This is a genomic window from Salinivibrio sp. YCSC6 (assembly GCF_004916735.1).
GTDB classification, from domain to species: domain Bacteria; phylum Pseudomonadota; class Gammaproteobacteria; order Enterobacterales; family Vibrionaceae; genus Salinivibrio; species Salinivibrio proteolyticus.
The window spans coordinates 530,265-546,695 of sequence record NZ_CP039517.1; the positions used below are offsets into that span (position 1 = coordinate 530,265).

General features: G+C 51.2%; 13 protein-coding genes. 7 read left to right on the plus strand and 6 right to left on the minus strand.

Features of this window, described 5'->3' with window-relative positions; translation table 11 throughout:
- Positions 1 to 91: 91 nt before the first annotated feature.
- Positions 92 to 1,396 (plus strand): MFS transporter, encoded by a 1,305-nt coding sequence (locus E8E00_RS16240; RefSeq protein WP_096631858.1) that lies wholly within the window; start codon positions 92 to 94, stop codon positions 1,394 to 1,396.
- A gap of 62 nt (positions 1,397 to 1,458) precedes the next feature.
- On the opposite strand, the gene E8E00_RS16245 is transcribed toward E8E00_RS16240, so the two are convergent.
- On the minus strand, positions 1,459 to 3,129 hold the full coding sequence (locus E8E00_RS16245) for a methyl-accepting chemotaxis protein (protein ID WP_096631856.1): 1,671 nt from the start codon (positions 3,127 to 3,129) through the stop codon (positions 1,459 to 1,461).
- Between the two features lie 221 nt (positions 3,130 to 3,350).
- Positions 3,351 to 4,373 carry a tryptophan--tRNA ligase gene (gene trpS / locus E8E00_RS16250; RefSeq protein WP_096631854.1) on the minus strand — a complete coding sequence of 341 codons (1,023 nt, stop codon included), beginning with the start codon at positions 4,371 to 4,373 and terminating at the stop codon, positions 3,351 to 3,353.
- A 288-nt stretch (positions 4,374 to 4,661) separates the two neighbouring features.
- Here trpS and E8E00_RS16255 point away from each other — a divergent pair, with 288 nt between their 5' ends.
- The 3 genes from E8E00_RS16255 to E8E00_RS16265 are packed head-to-tail and all read left to right on the plus strand — an operon-like array spanning position 4,662 to position 7,020.
- Positions 4,662 to 5,393 (plus strand): 5-oxoprolinase subunit PxpA, encoded by a 732-nt coding sequence (locus tag E8E00_RS16255; protein ID WP_371414246.1) that lies wholly within the window; start codon positions 4,662 to 4,664, stop codon positions 5,391 to 5,393.
- Complete coding sequence (gene pxpB, locus E8E00_RS16260; RefSeq protein ID WP_096631849.1) at positions 5,390 to 6,085, plus strand: 5-oxoprolinase subunit PxpB; 696 nt, start codon at positions 5,390 to 5,392, stop codon at positions 6,083 to 6,085. Before E8E00_RS16255 ends, pxpB begins: the two co-directional genes overlap by 4 nt.
- Positions 6,070 to 7,020 (plus strand): biotin-dependent carboxyltransferase family protein, encoded by a 951-nt coding sequence (locus E8E00_RS16265; protein WP_096631846.1) that lies wholly within the window; start codon positions 6,070 to 6,072, stop codon positions 7,018 to 7,020. The genes pxpB and E8E00_RS16265 overlap by 16 nt, the downstream gene beginning before the upstream one ends.
- 73 nt (positions 7,021 to 7,093) lie before the next feature.
- Here the strand turns inward: E8E00_RS16265 and E8E00_RS16270 are convergent, their stop codons facing one another.
- Positions 7,094 to 8,923, minus strand: coding sequence for a DUF3413 domain-containing protein (locus tag E8E00_RS16270; RefSeq protein WP_096631844.1), 1,830 nt, complete (start codon positions 8,921 to 8,923; stop codon positions 7,094 to 7,096).
- 73 nt (positions 8,924 to 8,996) lie between these two features.
- Positions 8,997 to 9,398 carry a diacylglycerol kinase gene (locus E8E00_RS16275; RefSeq protein ID WP_096631842.1) on the minus strand — a complete coding sequence of 134 codons (402 nt, stop codon included), beginning with the start codon at positions 9,396 to 9,398 and terminating at the stop codon, positions 8,997 to 8,999.
- A 96-nt stretch (positions 9,399 to 9,494) separates the two neighbouring features.
- On the opposite strand from E8E00_RS16275, the gene E8E00_RS16280 reads away from it, so the two are divergent.
- Entirely contained in the window at positions 9,495 to 10,538 is a 1,044-nt protein-coding gene (locus tag E8E00_RS16280) for a glycosyltransferase family 9 protein (protein ID WP_096631840.1), read from the plus strand.
- A 39-nt stretch (positions 10,539 to 10,577) separates the two neighbouring features.
- On the opposite strand, the gene acnA is transcribed toward E8E00_RS16280, so the two are convergent.
- Both acnA and E8E00_RS16290 read right to left on the minus strand, forming a co-directional pair.
- Complete coding sequence (acnA, locus tag E8E00_RS16285) at positions 10,578 to 13,322, minus strand: aconitate hydratase AcnA (RefSeq protein ID WP_096631837.1); 2,745 nt, start codon at positions 13,320 to 13,322, stop codon at positions 10,578 to 10,580.
- Between the two features lie 162 nt (positions 13,323 to 13,484).
- Positions 13,485 to 14,090 (minus strand): DUF6151 family protein, encoded by a 606-nt coding sequence (locus E8E00_RS16290; protein ID WP_096631835.1) that lies wholly within the window; start codon positions 14,088 to 14,090, stop codon positions 13,485 to 13,487.
- Positions 14,091 to 14,515: 425 nt separating this feature from the next.
- Here E8E00_RS16290 and E8E00_RS16295 point away from each other — a divergent pair, with 425 nt between their 5' ends.
- Both E8E00_RS16295 and E8E00_RS16300 read left to right on the plus strand, forming a co-directional pair.
- A complete protein-coding gene (locus tag E8E00_RS16295) occupies positions 14,516 to 15,151 on the plus strand; it encodes a 2OG-Fe dioxygenase family protein (protein WP_069590414.1) in 636 nt (211 codons plus the stop codon).
- A 2-nt stretch (positions 15,152 to 15,153) separates the two neighbouring features.
- Positions 15,154 to 16,401 (plus strand): cysteine desulfurase-like protein, encoded by a 1,248-nt coding sequence (locus tag E8E00_RS16300; protein ID WP_096631833.1) that lies wholly within the window; start codon positions 15,154 to 15,156, stop codon positions 16,399 to 16,401.
- Positions 16,402 to 16,431 lie beyond the last annotated feature (30 nt).

The following is a 16,431-nucleotide window of genomic DNA, read 5'->3' on the forward strand; positions in this document are numbered from 1 at the left end:
CTTGGGTTCGCCATGATGAACATTATCACGTTGATTTTGCTGTGCCTTGCCAATAAGGGCAGAATAAAAACAAAAAAGACTGGGAGACAGTGTGCACAAACTAGCGGATGACTTACACCAAAAACTATTTAATGAAGAAGATGCGCGTGCCTGTAAAGACATTGATGGCAGTGCGTGTCGTGAGGTTCCGGGCAACTTTTTCCGCATCATCGTTAGCCAAGGACTCACCAAAATTGGCGACGCGGTATCTAACCCGAAAATTGTCTTGCCAGCGCTTCTCACCGCGGTTGGCGCTCCCTTGGCGCTAATTGGCTTATTGGTGCCAATACGAGAGGCGGGGTCGTTAGTGCCTCAGTTAGGTATCGCCGGTTATGTCCGCCAATTTGCGGTACGTAAGTGGGCATGGGTGGCAGGCTCTGTTATTCAAGGAGCGTGTATCCTAGCAATGGCGATCGCAGCGTTGCTTTTAACCGGTCAAGTAGCCGGCTGGAGCATTGTTGGCTTGCTGGTGGTATTTAGTCTGGCGCGAGGCTTGTGCTCGGTCGCTTCGAAAGATGTGTTAGGGAAAACCATTCCTAAGCCGCAACGAGGACGCTTGAATGGATGGTCGTCAAGCTTGGCGGGGGCGGTGACTATTGCCGCTGGTGTCGGATTATTCAGCGTCTCGGAACAACAGCATGTGTGGGTCTATTGCGCGCTATTGGCGTTCGGCGCAGTGCTTTGGTGGATTGCCGCGGCGGTTTACAGCCAAGTGGATGAATACGAAGGGGCCACTGAAGGTGGTGCCAATGCGCTGACGCATGCACTGTCTAAACTGCGCTTATTGGTGGATGATAGACGCCTACGCCACTTTGTGATCACCCGTTCACTGTTACTCTGTTCGGCCCTATCCGCGCCCTATTATGTGCTGTTAGCCAGTCAGCATAGCCAAGCGCTGGCGATCACCACCGCAAGCTTTGTCGCAATTAGCGGCATCGCAAGTTTGTTGTCGGCCCCTTTTTGGGGACTGTTTGCCGATCGATCTAGTCGCCAAGTGATGATAATGGCTGCCGTGGTGACGGCGTTATTGGGGCTGGTGGTGGTGAGTATCAGTTACTGGTATCCCGCGTTATTTTCTTCGCCATGGGTACTGCCTGCCGTCTATTTTGTTCTGACCATTGCTCACGAGGGTGTGCGCCTTGGGCGTAAAACCTATATCGTGAATATGGCCGAAGGCAATCAGCGCACCGATTATGTCTCGGTTAGCAATACGTTGATTGGCTTTGTGCTCTTATTTATGGGCGGCGTCACGGCATGGTTGAGCCAGTGGGGATTAATGGTGGTCATTGCGGTGTTATCGGCGTTGGGCCTGCTGGGTGCATTGATGGCGCGCGCGCTGCCCGAAGTAGAAAGATAAGCCGGCGGGCGGAGTAGAAAAAGGCGCTGGTGATCAGCGCCTTTTTGGTTTGGTGTTGCCGGTTAGACTTTAAACTGGCTGACCAGACGTTTGAGCTCTTCGCCTGTCTGGTTCAAGTCAGTCGCCGCTTGTGCCGAGTCATTACTGGCGTTGAGTAGCTGGCTAACAATGTCGCGAATCGATACCAGATTACGGTGAATGTCTTCGGTCACTGTGGTTTGCTCCGAGGCAGCCGAGGCAATGTAGCTGGTCATGTCATTGATTTGGGTAATGGCGTTACTCACCGAATCAATGCCGCTACCAATTTCATTGGATGCTTCCGAGGTTTGTTGGCAGGTATCGTTACTTTGCTTCATTCCCTCTACAGCCTGATTGACGTACGACTGTAGCTCATCCAGCATTTCGCGAATTTCGTGAGTGCTTTTTTGCGTACGGCTTGCGAGGGTTCTCACTTCATCAGCGACCACCGCAAAGCCGCGACCCTGTTCGCCTGCACGTGCGGCCTCAATGGCAGCGTTTAGCGCCAGCAAGTTGGTTTGTTCAGCAATATCGCCAATCACAGAAAGCACGCCAGTAATTTTATGAGACTGCTCATTCAGCGAATCCACATGTGTACTCGAGGTATTCATTTGCTCGACCAGCGCTTGCATCGAGGTGATCGAGAATTGCACTTTCTCTTGGGCGTGACGCGCATCGTCAGTAGCTGCACTGGTGGCATCAGCTACTTGGGTGGCGTTCTGTGACACCTCTTGCGCAGCCGAGCTCATCTGGGTAACAGCGGTGACCACTTGCTCAGTCTCGTTATCGTGAGTCTGTAACTGCGTGGCAACCATCTGGGTTTGTTCGTCAATCGTACGTGCGGTGTGACTCACTTTTTCTGTGACATCCACCACGCTACGTATGGTGGTTTGTAGCTTATCGATAAAGCGGTTAAACGCATCCCCAAGCAGCGCAATCTCGTCACTGCCTTTAATTTTCAGGCGCTGAGTCAGGTCGCCATCACCGTCGGCAATATCATTGAGGTTGTCCAGCATGTCTTTCACCGGCGTTGACATCCGTTGGGCAACAAAGGCAACCGCGACAAAGGTAACAATCAAAATAAGAATGCCTGCAATGACCATTCGCGCAGTTTGTGCTGCTAAAGCCTCTTCTGCATTTTCACGGAAATCGGTAACACGTGCCTCAATGTCGTCAATGTACGCCCCCGTTCCCAACATCCATTGGCCGTTGTTGACCATATCGGCATAGCCAATCTTTTCGATCAGTTCATCGGTACCCGGCTTTTGATAGAGGTAGGTGAAGGTGCCATCACCGTTTTGCGCCGCTTCGAGCAGACCCACAATAATTTTGTTGCCTTTGGGATCAGTAAGGTTAATTAACGATTGTCCTTCGACTTCAGGTTTCAGCGCGTGAAAGATATTGGTTCCCTGACGATCGTAAATATAAAAGTAGCCCGCCTTACCAAAAGTCACTTCGCGAAGTGCGTCTTTGACATTTTGCGTAGCATCGCCCCCCGCTTGCTGTGCGTTTTTTACCACAGTCGCGGCAATTTCTGTGGCTTCGCGAAGCTGCATTTTTCGCTCATCAATTAATTTGGTTCGAAAAGTGGCAATGTTCTCGTCGACCAGCTCCCGCTCGTAGTAGGTAGTGATAAACAACGTAACGAGAATGGATAATACCAAGGGTACGATGGCGAGCACTAAGAGCTTTCCGCGCAGCATTAACTTCAACATACCGGATACCTTGTGTTAATTATGGTTTCGATTTCGCTAAAGTATGGAAGACATTTTTTCCGTTTGCCGCGCAAAAAGCCCTTTTATTTGATGTGGATTGGGAAACATCTTGCAATCTTTTACATCTGTCTAACTCGTTATGCACAAGAGATTGCGATAACTATCTGATTCATCACTGGTAAGTAAATATAAGCCATTTTTCACTCACTCCTCTTACCTCTTTATCCCACAAGCAGGCCCAACGCACGCTTAACATTCTGGCATGTTTGGTCTGTCTGTATACGCGCCTTTTTCTGCCCACATTTTAGGACATCATACAAGTAATCAGGGGCGTTCATGAGTGCTTTTCGCCGTTCTCGAATGGGTGATATCAGGGAGATCAAGCTATCGGTCAGCACGTTTTTCACTGTCATATCCCCCAGACCGCCGCGCTGATAATGGGCTTTGAGTTCGGCGACGTGTTGAGCGTCAGGGTGGAAAGCATCCAAGTAGGTAAAAACGACATTGCCCTCGACTTGGCCGGGATCTGAGACGCGCAGGTGTTGAGGGTCTGTGTACATGGATCGTACCGCGTCACGTATGGTGTCATTTTCATCGCTAAGATAGATAGCGTTACCCAAAGATTTTGACATTTTACTTTTACCATCAACACCCGGCAAGCGCGATGCTTTGCTGGTGAGTGCACGACATTCGCGTAATACAGGCTCGCCGACAACGTGATTAAATTTGCGCACAATGTCGTTGGTTTGCTCGATCATAGGAAGTTGATCATCGCCCACTGGCACGAGGTTAGCGCCAAATGCGGTGATGTCGGCAGCTTGACTGATTGGGTAGGTTAAAAAACCGACGGGAACTTGCTGTCCAAACTGCTTGTCGTTGATTTCGTGTTTTACTGTGGGGTTGCGGACCAGTCGTGCGTAACTCACTAAATTACTGTAAAACATGGTGAGTTCTGCGAGCGCAGGAAGTTGGGATTGCTGACAAATTGTGACCTTATCAGGGTCAAGCCCGACCGCGAGATAGTCCGCGACCAAGCCTAAAATATGCGTGGCGACGTGACTCGGTTGATGGCCATTGTCGGTTAATCCCTGCATATCTGCGACCAGAATGGTTTGAGCACATTGTCCTTGTAAGGCAAGTCGTTGGCTAAGTGAGCCACTGTAATGACCAAGATGTAAGCGGCCAGTGGCGCGATCGCCGGTCAGAATAACGTCGTTTTTATCGATAGCGTAGGGGGTGTGCATTGTTGTCTCCTTGAGGATAAAGGCCGACGGAGACAGGGAAGTTGAAAACGATTCATTGACTGCCTACCGGCGGCCAATGAATACCCAGACTCAATGGCACGCTAAAGCGCGCGCCACCACTGGGTGCGAAAAATCAATAGAGTGTGTGTATCAAATACCGTTTTCATAGTGGTTTAAACTATCAGTCTTATGAGTACGACACAAGACTCACATCCTTACTATTTTGTTGGTTTATCCGCGGGTTAAAAAGCCGTAAGGTAAAGCAAAGTCAGTGAAATCGAGGGAGTGATGAAACTAAACGCAGACATGGGTGAAAGCTTTGGTGCGTGGACAATGGGAATGGATAGCGCGCTGATGCCGTGGATTGATATGGCCAATATTGCGTGTGGCTTTCATGCCTCTGATCCTGATGTAATGGCGGCCACGGTAGCACTCGCAGTGAAGCACAATGTGAGTATTGGTGCTCATCCTGGCTACGCCGATAAGCAGGGCTTTGGCCGCCGTCATATTGATCATACCCCGGCACAAATTAGTCACCTCGTTCGCTATCAAATCGGCGCGTTACAAGGGATCTGTGCACGCTTTAATGCGAGCCTTGATTATGTGAAGCCTCATGGTGCGCTGTATAACACCATGATGGTGGACAATGATTGCTTTGAAGCGGTGTTGGCTGCGGTGGCTGATACGCTACCAAATACGCCATTAATGGTGTTGGCATTGCCTGATAACCGTCAGCATCGCCAGCTTGCCCAACGAGCTGGTGTGCCGCTGATTTTTGAGGCCTTTGCTGATAGAGCTTATCTGGCGTCAGGGCAATTGGCGCCGCGCGATCAACCGGGCGCGGTGTTAGATGACGCCAACGCGATGATTGCACAGGTGTTGCAGTTATCCCAACATGGCACGGTGACAACCCTCGAGGGACAAACGCTCTCTCTTTCGCCGGATACGGTGTGTGTGCATGGAGATAACCTACAATCGGTCGAGGCGATAAAACAACTCAGAAAGGCCTTAACACCATGACACTCAAGGTTGAGCAGGTCAGTGAAACGACGGTAATGATCCGGTTGGGCAATGAGATCGATCTTGCCTTAGTCCCACAGTTATCCGCGCTGTGTGAGCGAATCCAGCAACACTTTGGCCGTGGTGTGGTTGAGTTAATTCCCGCCTACACCAGTGTTCTGGTGGAAGTGAATGTTCGCTTACTCTCGCCAGAAACGTTGAAAACCTGGGTGATGAATCAAGGCGACTCACTGCGAGTCACCCGTGACGCTGGGAGCGGAAAACACGTGTCGTTGCCGGTGTATTATCACCCCTCGGTCGGACCCGATCTGGCTGCGGTCGCCGAGTTTGCCGGCGTAAGTGAACACGAGGTGATTGCGCGACACAGCCAACAAACTTACACGGTTTGTGCGATTGGTTTCGCGCCCGGCTTTGCCTTCCTTGCGTCGGTGGATGAGACCATAGCCATGCCACGTCATACCACGCCTCGTCATCAGATCCCCGCTGGTAGTGTGGGCATTGCACAACAGCAAACTGCGGTGTATCCGGCGGCTTCGCCCGCAGGCTGGCAAATTATTGGCAACTGCCCCAAAGTGCTATTTAATCCCCGTCAATCGCCCATGATGCCGTTTGATGTAGGTGATACCGTCTGTTTTGAGCCGATGTCAGAGTCTGATTACCGCGCGGCAGGAGGTCAATGGTGGCAGGATTAACGGTGCTCGACCCCGGCGTATTGAGCTTGGTGCAAGACACAGGGCGCTACGGGGTGGGCCAGCTTGGCTTAAGCCAAGGCGGGCCGGTCGATTGCCACGCATTTGCTTGGGCGAATTATTTACTCGATAACCCCGCGAATACACCGCTTGTCGAGATAACCATGGGTCAAGCACGTTTTCGTGCTGACCACGCGATGTCGATCGCTATCACCGGTGCAGACATGCAACCTTGTATCAATGGTCAGCGCGTGGGTATATGGCAGACGTTGACGCTAAATGCGGGTGATGAATTGCGTTTACGCTACGCGCGCCGTGGTTTGCGGGCCTATCTCGCGGTGCGTGGCGGCTGGACGGTCGATGGTGCATTTGGCAGTGCCGCGACGGTGATGCGCAATCAACTCGGCGGCCTGTATTCCGGATTAGGTGAACAGGCGGGAGGCATGGCGCTCACCAAAGGAGATGTGTTGCCTTGCCGACCGCATGCGCTGTTGCCGAGGGTGCGCGGTGTACCGACACGTTTTATTCCTGACTACAATGCCCTGACTCCACTGGCGCTTGTGCCGGGGTATCAGTTTGATAACTTCAGCGCCGAGGCGCTAACGGCATTTTTTGATGGTGAATACACGGTCGATCAGCACAGTGATCGTATGGGTGTGCGGCTCAATGGACCGAGCGTCGTAAGCAAGCAACCGGGTATTGTCTCCGAAGGCATTGCGCTCGGGGCCGTGCAAGTGCCCCCTGACGGTCAGCCAATTGTACTACTCAATGATCGGCAAACACTCGGTGGCTATCCTAAGCTTGGCTGTTTAACCCGTGCCAGCTTGAGCATGTTGGCGCAAACGCGACCCGGCCAGACCGTGCGTTTTTATCCGGCGCGGCTGGCGGATGCATCAGTGCAATGGCAGACGTTTGTGCAGTTTTTTGACTGGCTGTAGTCCGAAGAAAAACGGAAAGATGAGCCTCTGGAAAACAGAGGCTCGTGAAGGGTAATCACGCGCAAACAACGGACTAGCGGAAACGGCTAATTTGCTCGAGGGCTTTTTCCATTTGCGCAAAGTCAGGTGACGCGTTTTCTATCGGTCGGTTGGTGTTATCCATGTATTGATATTGCCCCCCCGCACCCACTTCTAAAATGGTGTCGTCGGTGACCAATGCATAGCCGCTGTAGTTTGACGACAACACCCAATCTTGCCCAGGGTTTGGTGCAAGTAAGTCATGACCAATCGCGTAGCTGGCCGGATCGGACGTTACGCCTAAGTAATGCTTCATCAGGGTGGGCGCAACATCTTGGTGGCTGGTTAGCTGCTTGCCGGTATCGATCTGCTTTGCATCGATGCCGGGGCCTATCATCGCGAAAGGCACATGAATTTGTGGGTCAGTAAAGTTACTGTTGTGCCCCCAAAAATTCAGTTGGTTGTCGTTCATTTCTTGGCCGTGATCGCCGGTAACAACAATCAAGGTATTATCGAACTCTCCGCTTTGTTTTAGCTCCTCAATGACCTTGGCCACCAAGCTATCCACGTAGCGCACGCTGGTCTTATAGCGATTGAAAAACGGTGTCGGATCTGTCTCGTTATTTAATTTGAGATAGTTAATTTCGTCCAACATTGGTTGATACTTGGGGGTAAAGTCCGCAGGAAAATCATAGCCATGTGGCGCATCGTAAAACAAAAACGAGAAGGTGGGACGATTGGGGTCACGCTTTTGGTGCCAACGGATCCAATCTTGGGTCAGATCTGCGTCTAGCTCGGCGGGAGAGTCGCCTTCAGAACCGTTACGTAAATCGGATACCTTGGCAAACACGGTTTGGTTAAATTCCGGCTTTTCCAATTGCGCGGCGGTAAAAATACCCAGTTGATAATCGAGTGCCTGTAGACGATCCATCAATACCGGTGATTGTTGATTGGCAAGAAAGCTGTGCCAATAGGTGCCAGGCATGCCATAAAACAGGCCAAAAATGCCGGTACGGGTGGCGTTCCCCGTTGCAAGATGATGTGAATAGGTACGACCATTTTGTGCCAGTGCCCAAAGATTGGGCGTGTTGTCAGCATTGAAGGTGTCCGCGCGCCATGAGTCAACCACCAAAAACATGATATTTACCGGTTGTTCAACTTGGATGGTTTCTAATGGTGAAAGCGGGTAGTTCAGGTCGGCTTCGCGATCTACATCCATGGCTTTTTGGCGCGCGAGAGCTTGTTCATCAATCCAGCCGTTTTTGCGCATCATGCTGTTGGCCGTGGCTGGATAGAAAAGTGGCAAATAACGTTTCACCGTTGTCACGGGTTGGTACGCGTAGGCCGCAGCCCAAATATGAATCCCGTGGGTGGCGAGTAAGGTCAGAAACGTGAGCAGCGCAAATTTTTTGCCGACTTTGTGCTGGGAAGAAAACCGTGTCCGTGATAATGCAGCCAGAAGTGCCCATTGCGCAGCGAGGCAGGCAATCACGCCACCTATCACCATCAGCCAAGTGATCAGCGGGAAACTGACAATCTGCCCGGCGAGAATCAGATCCAGCACCATGGCGTTGATATGGAACCGGTACTGGGCAAACACGATGGTATCGATGAAAAGGGTGATCACACCCACCGAGGCTATCAAGGCGAGCAATGGTTGGCGTACCTTGGTTGGCAGTAGTAACAGCGGGAGTGTTAGCAGGCCAACAATGGCGGCAAGCAAGGCCATCTGGCTAAAGGTGCTGACCACGATAAAGGTAATGCCAAGTGGCTCAGTGGGAAAACTCGGTAGAAATGCAAAGTAGCGGCTGGCTATTGCCATCAACACAAGGGCGTTAATGGCAATAAACCAGCTATGGGTTTGAAGTCGCGATTTAAAAGACATGGTTTCTCATCACAGTTGAGTTAATCAATTGGCAACGTAACGGGCGCGTTGCCGGGTTGTATGTCGACGTGTGTTATTGAATAAGTGGGACACTAAAGTGATGCCATAAAATGGTAAGCCAGACCACACCCGCCAAAAGCAAACTGACAAATACCGCCGCAGAGCCGATGTCCTTTGCTCTGCCACTGAGCTCATGACGTTCTTCTCCCACTCGGTCGACCACGGCTTCAATGGCGGAGTTAAGCAGTTCGACAATAATCACTAACACAATGACGCCGAACATCATCAAAGATTCCATCACAGGCAATTGTAGCCAGAGTAATACGGCTAACGTCGTTGCCAATAATACAACTTCTTGACGGATCGCGGCTTCATGGTGATATGCCGCTTTTAATCCAGCCCAAGAATAGCCAGTGGCTTTAATGATACGTATCAGCCCTCGTGGCTTTTCTGAGGGGGATGTATTAGCGCCCATAAATACATTCTCGTAACAATTTGATCGATAGGCTGGCATTTTACATTTTACCGAGCCAACTGCATAATCGGCGCGATAACTTAATTGGAATTTGTTATGCCTCTGTTTACTCACGCCCCACGCTCCCTGTGTTTTTTACGCCTATCTGCGATTGGCGATGTTTGTCATGCGGTCGCGGCGATTCAAGCCGTGCAGCGCCATTGGCCTCAGACGCAGATCACTTGGGTGGTTGGTAAAGTTGAAGCACAGCTTTTAGCTGGGCTTGATGGGGTGGAGCTAGTGGTGTTTGATAAAAAAGCGGGCTTAGCAGGCATGCGTCACGTCTGGCGGCAGCTGAAAGGGCGCCGGTTTGATGCGTTAGTGCATATGCAGCTTGCTTTGCGCGCGAGCTTATTGACTGTGGGGATCGGCGCGCGCTATCGCGTGGGGTTTCACCGCCACCGGGCGAAAGAGGGACAGTGGCTGTTTACCAATAAACGGATCCCTGATACCCAATCTTGCCATGTGTTAGATAGCTTTTTCGCCTTCACTCAATATTTGGGCGTGCCGGTTACGCCGCCGCAGTGGCAACTACCACTTTCTGAAGACGATCATGCCTTTGCCAAAGCGCAACTGGGTGACAAGCCCACTGTCGTGATCAGTCCTGCCGCGAGTAAAGATGAGCGTAACTGGTTGCCAGAGCGCTACGCCCAATTTGCCGACTACGCGGTCGGTAAAGGTTATCAAGTGGTACTCTGTGGTTCACCGGCGGCGCGTGAAAAAACGCTGGCCGCTCGCATTATTGCCGCTGCTAACGCGCCACTGGTTAACTTGGTGGGACAAACCAGCCTTAAGCAATTAGCTGCGGTGCTCGCACGCGCCGATGCGGTGCTGGCCCCCGATTCCGGCCCCGCGCACATGGCAACCACGCAAGGCACGCCCGTCTTAGGTCTTTACGGGCATAGCAATCCGAAGCGGACCGGCCCTTATAACAACCTCGCGGATGTGGTCAGTGTTTATGAAACCTTTGCTGATCAGCAACATGGCAAGCCCGTTGAGCAATTGGCATGGAGCACGCGGGTGAAAGGCGATCATGTGATGGCTGCCATTGATACACAGCAGGTGATCGACGCGTTTGAAACCATGATGGCGAAGCAATAAAAAAGGCCCCGCGGGGCCTTTGTGGTAGCGGTGCGAGTACTAGCTGGCGAGTTGGCGCAGCACGTAGTGGAGAATACCGCCATGGCGGTAGTAATCCCATTCAACTGCAGTGTCGATACGGACGTTGACGTCAAACTCGATGGTTTTATCATCCCGAACTGCACGCACCTTGAGGATCGAGGGCTCGCCGTTGATCTCCTCAAAGTCGAACACTTCTGTGCCGTCCAATCCAAGTGATTCAACGGAATCACCCTCTTTAAATTGCAGTGGCAACACGCCGAAGCCCACTAAGTTAGAGCGGTGAATACGCTCGAAGCTTTCAGCAATGACGGCTTTGATACCCAGCAAGTTGGTACCCTTGGCAGCCCAGTCACGGCTCGACCCTGTTCCGTATTCTTTACCCGCAAGCACAACTAATGGCGTGCCGTCCGCTTGATAACGTTGCGCAGCATCGTAAATACTCATTTGTTCATTGGTTGGCAGGTAGGTAGTCATACCGCCCTCGGTGCCCGGCGCCATCTGGTTTTTCAAGCGCACGTTGGCAAAGGTGCCACGTACCATCACCTCGTGGTTGCCTCGGCGTGAGCCGTAGCTGTTGAAATCTTTTGGCTCAACGCCTTTAGATTTCAAATACTCGCCCGCAGGGCTATCTGGTTTTATCGCCCCCGCAGGTGAAATATGGTCGGTCGTGATCGAATCACCGACTTTCACCACACAGCGCGCGCCTTTGATTGGTTTCATCTCAGGCAGTGCCATGGTCATGCCGTCAAAGTACGTTGGCTTTTTAACGTAGGTGGAGTCAGGCCACGAGTAAATCTCATCTTCAGGCACGGGCAGCTGACGCCAAGCGTCTGTACCGGCAAACACGTCCGCGTATTTGTCTTGGTACAGCCCGTCGGTCATTGCTGTCTGAATGGTTTGCGCGACTTCCTGTGGCGTTGGCCAAATGTCGTTGAGGTAGACTGGCTTACCGTTTTTATCCTGTCCGAGTGACTCATTCAGAACATCCACGTTCATATTACCCGCCAGTGCGTAGGCCACCACAAGCGGTGGCGAGGCTAAATAGTTGGCTTTTACATCTTGGTGAATACGGCCTTCAAAATTACGGTTGCCGGACAGCACGCTAGTCACCAATAAGTCGCCAGCGCGAATGGCTTCAGTGATAGGCTCTGGTAGAGGCCCTGAGTTACCAATACAGGTAGTACAGCCAAAGCCGACGATGTTAAAGCCAAGCTCAGCCAGAGGTTCGAGTAAACCCACATTCTCTAAATAGGCAGGGACAACCTGTGATCCGGGAGCAAGCGAGGTTTTCACCCACGGTTTTGTTTTTAAGCCAAGCTCGCGTGCTTTCTTAGCGACCAGCCCAGCAGCAACAAGCACGGCAGGGTTCGAGGTGTTGGTGCAGGACGTGATTGCTGCGATGACGACGGCCCCGTTCTCAAGCGTAAATGTTTCTCCCTTATACTTGACTTGAGTATCACCTTGTTCGCGTACACTGGGGTTATCGACCGCAGTTTGCCCGCCTTCACTGGCAAAACTGGCGATCAGGTTATTTGCTGCCGCTTGCTCTTTTTCCAACAGCTGATCGAATTGGGTTTTGGCATCGGTTAATGCAATTCTATCCTGCGGGCGTTTGGGGCCGGCAAGGCTTGGAACCACATCACCGAGGTCGAGATGGAGTGTGTCACTATAATCAGCCACCGGTGCATCGTCATCTCGCCACAAGCCTTGTGCTTTGGCATAGGTTTCGACCAGCGTGATTTGATCGTCGGTGCGTCCTGTTAGGCGCATGTAGCTTAGCGTTTCTTCATCAATCGGGAAGATGCCACAGGTTGCACCGTATTCGGGCGCCATATTGGCAATGGTTGCGCGATCAGCCAACGGGAGTTTAGCGAGACCCGGGCCATAAAATTCAACAAACTTACCCACCACGCCGCGCTCGCGTAGCATTTGAGTGACGGTGAGTACCAAGTCAGTTGCAGTGGCAGATGCAGGTAGCTCGCCTTTAAGCTCAAAGCCGACCACTTCAGGAATGAGCATGGTGATAGGCTGGCCGAGCATCGCCGCTTCCGCTTCGATGCCACCCACGCCCCAGCCAAGCACACCTAAGCCATTGATCATGGTGGTATGTGAGTCAGTGCCCACTAGCGTGTCTGGCATGGCTAGCTTATTGCCGCCTTGCGCTTCCACTAATACACCGGGTGCTAAATACTCGAGGTTCACTTGGTGTACGATCCCCGTGCCGGGGGGGACGACGCGGAAATTCGAAAAGGCTTGCTGACCCCAACGTAAAAATTGGTAGCGTTCGCTGTTGCGCTCGAACTCAATCTCGGTATTTTTTTGCAGGGAGTCAGGATTGCCGTAGTCATCCACCATGACTGAGTGGTCGATAACAAGATCAACCGCACCAAGCGGGTTAATTTTGGCTGGATCGCCTTTTAAATCGCGCATGGCGGCACGCATGGCTGCGAGATCCACCACGGCAGGTACGCCAGTGAAATCTTGAAGCACGACACGTGCAGGGGTGAAGTTTACTTGATCTTTACCGGCATCATCAGCTTGCCACTGGCAAAGGGTTTTAATGTCCTCTGCTGATACATTCTTACCGTCTTCTTTGCGCAGCAAGTTTTCAAGCAGCACTTTTAGGCAGTAGGGCAAGCGGCTGATATTAAATTGATCAGACAGTGCATCGAGACGGAAGTAATCGTAGGTTTCACCATTGACGTGTAGGGTACGTCGCGTGTTGAAACTGTCTTGGCTATTGGAATGAGATGTGTTGCTCACGGGTGCCTCCCCAAGTCCGTTATTGTGAGTAGAAGCGAGGTAGATAAGGACACCTCGCTCGGGGGATTGCTTGTTTTTACAGCGCTATTGTAAATGCGAGATTGATTTAGTTAAAGCTTAGTTACTATCGTGTGGCCGATAATTGCCATCGATGAAACCTTTCTATTCAGGGTGAGGCTGTTTGTCGGGTTTGGCGATCATCGCGTCTTGTGGGTAGTAAACAACGCCACGTGGCTGACCTTGGCGATCGAAGAAAGCGTTGGGACGATGGTGACCGAGTAAACGTGCCCAGCCAATGCGGAGGGCAGTTCTGATCACTAAGCTAAGCGGAAAGCGAGGGTGGACATTTTTTTCTGGGATGGATGAACGTGCGTCTTGTCCTTGCACGTACCAACGGACAGGGCCAATTTCTTCTTCGTTATCGCCTTCGATGTGATAACAACTGCTAATAATGCCGATAAAAGGGATAGCTGCACTAATTGTATTTGCTATCGGTGTATGGCAACAGCTCGTGTACCAGCGATAAAGCCCTTTTTCGGATAATCTCGCGCAGGAAAGCTTGTCTCTCCCTCGGTACACGCGTAACTGGGCAGGTGTGATTTGTAGGATTTCTGTGCCGCCCCCGGGCCTAAGCTCGGTATGGTAACCCAGTTTTTCAGCGAAGGCTTGGCAGTCTTTGCAGTAACAAACGCAACGCTGACTGCGTTGTGCATCAATAATTTCTCCCGTCACTTGGCCACAAGCACACTGGATATTCAACCTTGTCATTCTATCCTCTCCCGCGCATCAAAGCGTGTCTTAATAGTGTAGAGGATGAGCAAAAAAACCGATGCAGAGTGTTTGATTTATAACGCTATCTGAACATGAAATTCCTCTGAATTACGCAGAATGGCAACTTTTCGTGACATTTTTGTCCCATTTCCACCTTCTAAAATAGGGCAATAGACCAACTATGCAGTGATTAATTCTTTTGTTTAATAATTGTTAATCTTTGTGGTGGAGCCTTTCAACGGCTTAGCGAAATTTTTTAGACAAAAAAACTGAACGAGTGGTTTATGATCGATAAATATAGTGCTCGATCTGGAAATAACAGTGTATATGGTTGATGATTGGATGTATCATGTTTGTTAAATAAATGTATTTCAAACGTATTGGTTTGAATGCGCGGCACAGTCGCGAAACAGGAGGAAGCCATGAATACGTCAACATTACTCATGCAGCTTAATCAACTGGACGATAATCATATCAAACAATTACAGCCTTCGTTTGATAACCTTCCGGGTACATCTCACGCAGACGGCGGTTATCGCTTGCGTCGTTATTCAATCGTGCATGCTTTCGATGGGGGCATCGAGAAGTTACCGACTCGCCCATTTATGCAAACATCTGACATCAATGAATTCCAAGGGGATGTGGCCAGAACCTTTGAGGATATCGAGCCCCAGACTATTCAGGCACCGGGCTTCCATGCCATGTGTCGGACATTCCGCGACCTTTACCAGCTTAGCGATGACAACGACATTGAAATCCACCAAATTCGTATTCAGGCGGATAATCAATCCGTGCAGGTTGCCCCAGAAGGGGTTCATCAAGATGGCTTTGATCATATCGCTATTGTGAGCATTGGCCGCGATAATATTGAGGGAGGAGATTTCCAAGTGTTCCGTCACAAAACGAGTGCACCATTGTTTAGCTTACCGCTGGAACCGGGGCAAATGGCGGCACTTGATGATCGTACGTTGTGGCATTACGCTGAGCCGATTACGCCCGTTGATAATCAGAAGCCGGGCACAATGGATGTATTTGTACTCACAGCAACAAGGAAGTAACGATGACATCGGCAGGTTTTTCACCCCATGCTGTTCGGGGCCACTTTCCCGCGCTCTCCCAAATTATTGAAGGCCAACCCGTCGCATTTTTTGATGGCCCAGGGGGCGCGCAAGTGCCCCGCGCAGTGCTTGACGCTATGGTGGATTATTTAGGGCACTACAACGCCAATCTGGGCGGCCAGTTCTTTTCTGGTCGTTACACGACCGAGCTTATGCAGCGCGCGCGGGATGTAGCGGCCACCTTTGTGAATGCCTCATCGTCAGAAAGCATGGTATTCGGCCCCAATATGACCACCTTGACCTTCTCGTTGAGCCGCGCCATCAGTCGAGACTGGCAGGCGGGGGATGAGGTGATTGTCTCCGCGCTAGACCACTATTCAAACGTGTCCAGCTGGCAGCAAGCGGCCCACGACAAGGGTGCGGTTGTGAAACAGGTACGTGTTGATGAATCGACGTATTCTATCGATATGGCACATCTGGCCAGCCTAATGACCGATAAAACCAAGTTGGTTGCGGTGACGTTAGCCTCAAATACCACAGGCAGTCTGGTCGATGTGGCAAAAGTGGTGGAGATGGCGAAACAAGTGGGCGCCAAAGTGTATGTGGATGCGGTGCATTACGCGCCTCATCACTTGGTGGATGTGCAAGCACTCGGGTGCGACTTCCTTGCCTGCTCAGCATATAAGTTTTTTGGGCCTCATGTTGGTTTTGCCTATGTCGCGCCTGAGTGGGTACAGACGTTAAAACCGTACAAAGTAGAACCTGCGACTAATCAAGGTCCCGGCCGATTTGAAACGGGCACCCAAAGCTTTGAAGCGATAGCGGGCTTTATTGCTGCGGTCGACTATCTTGCGCAATGGGGCGATCCGACGTCTTCACTGCGAGAAAGACTAGCGGCAAGCTATGCGCAGTATCAAGCGCATGAGCAAGCATTGTCAGCACACTTTATCCAGTTGATGCGCGCTTATCCTAAAGTACGTATTTATGGTATTACCGACGATAATCAGCTCGACAAACGCACTCCAACGTTTGCTATACGCATAGAGGGAACAGAGCCGGCAGAGGTTGCTCAAGCACTTGGCGAGCAAAATTTGTGTGTCTGGAATGGACACTTCTATGCGCAAGGCCTGTGTGAGCAGCTTGATATCTTAGACAAAGGCGGTGTGATCCGCATCGGTATGATGCATTACAACACCATTGATGAAATTGACCGACTACACCAAGCCTTATTGCCATTTATTAGCGATTAAGGTTAATCAATCTCTCAAGCGGCCAAAAAG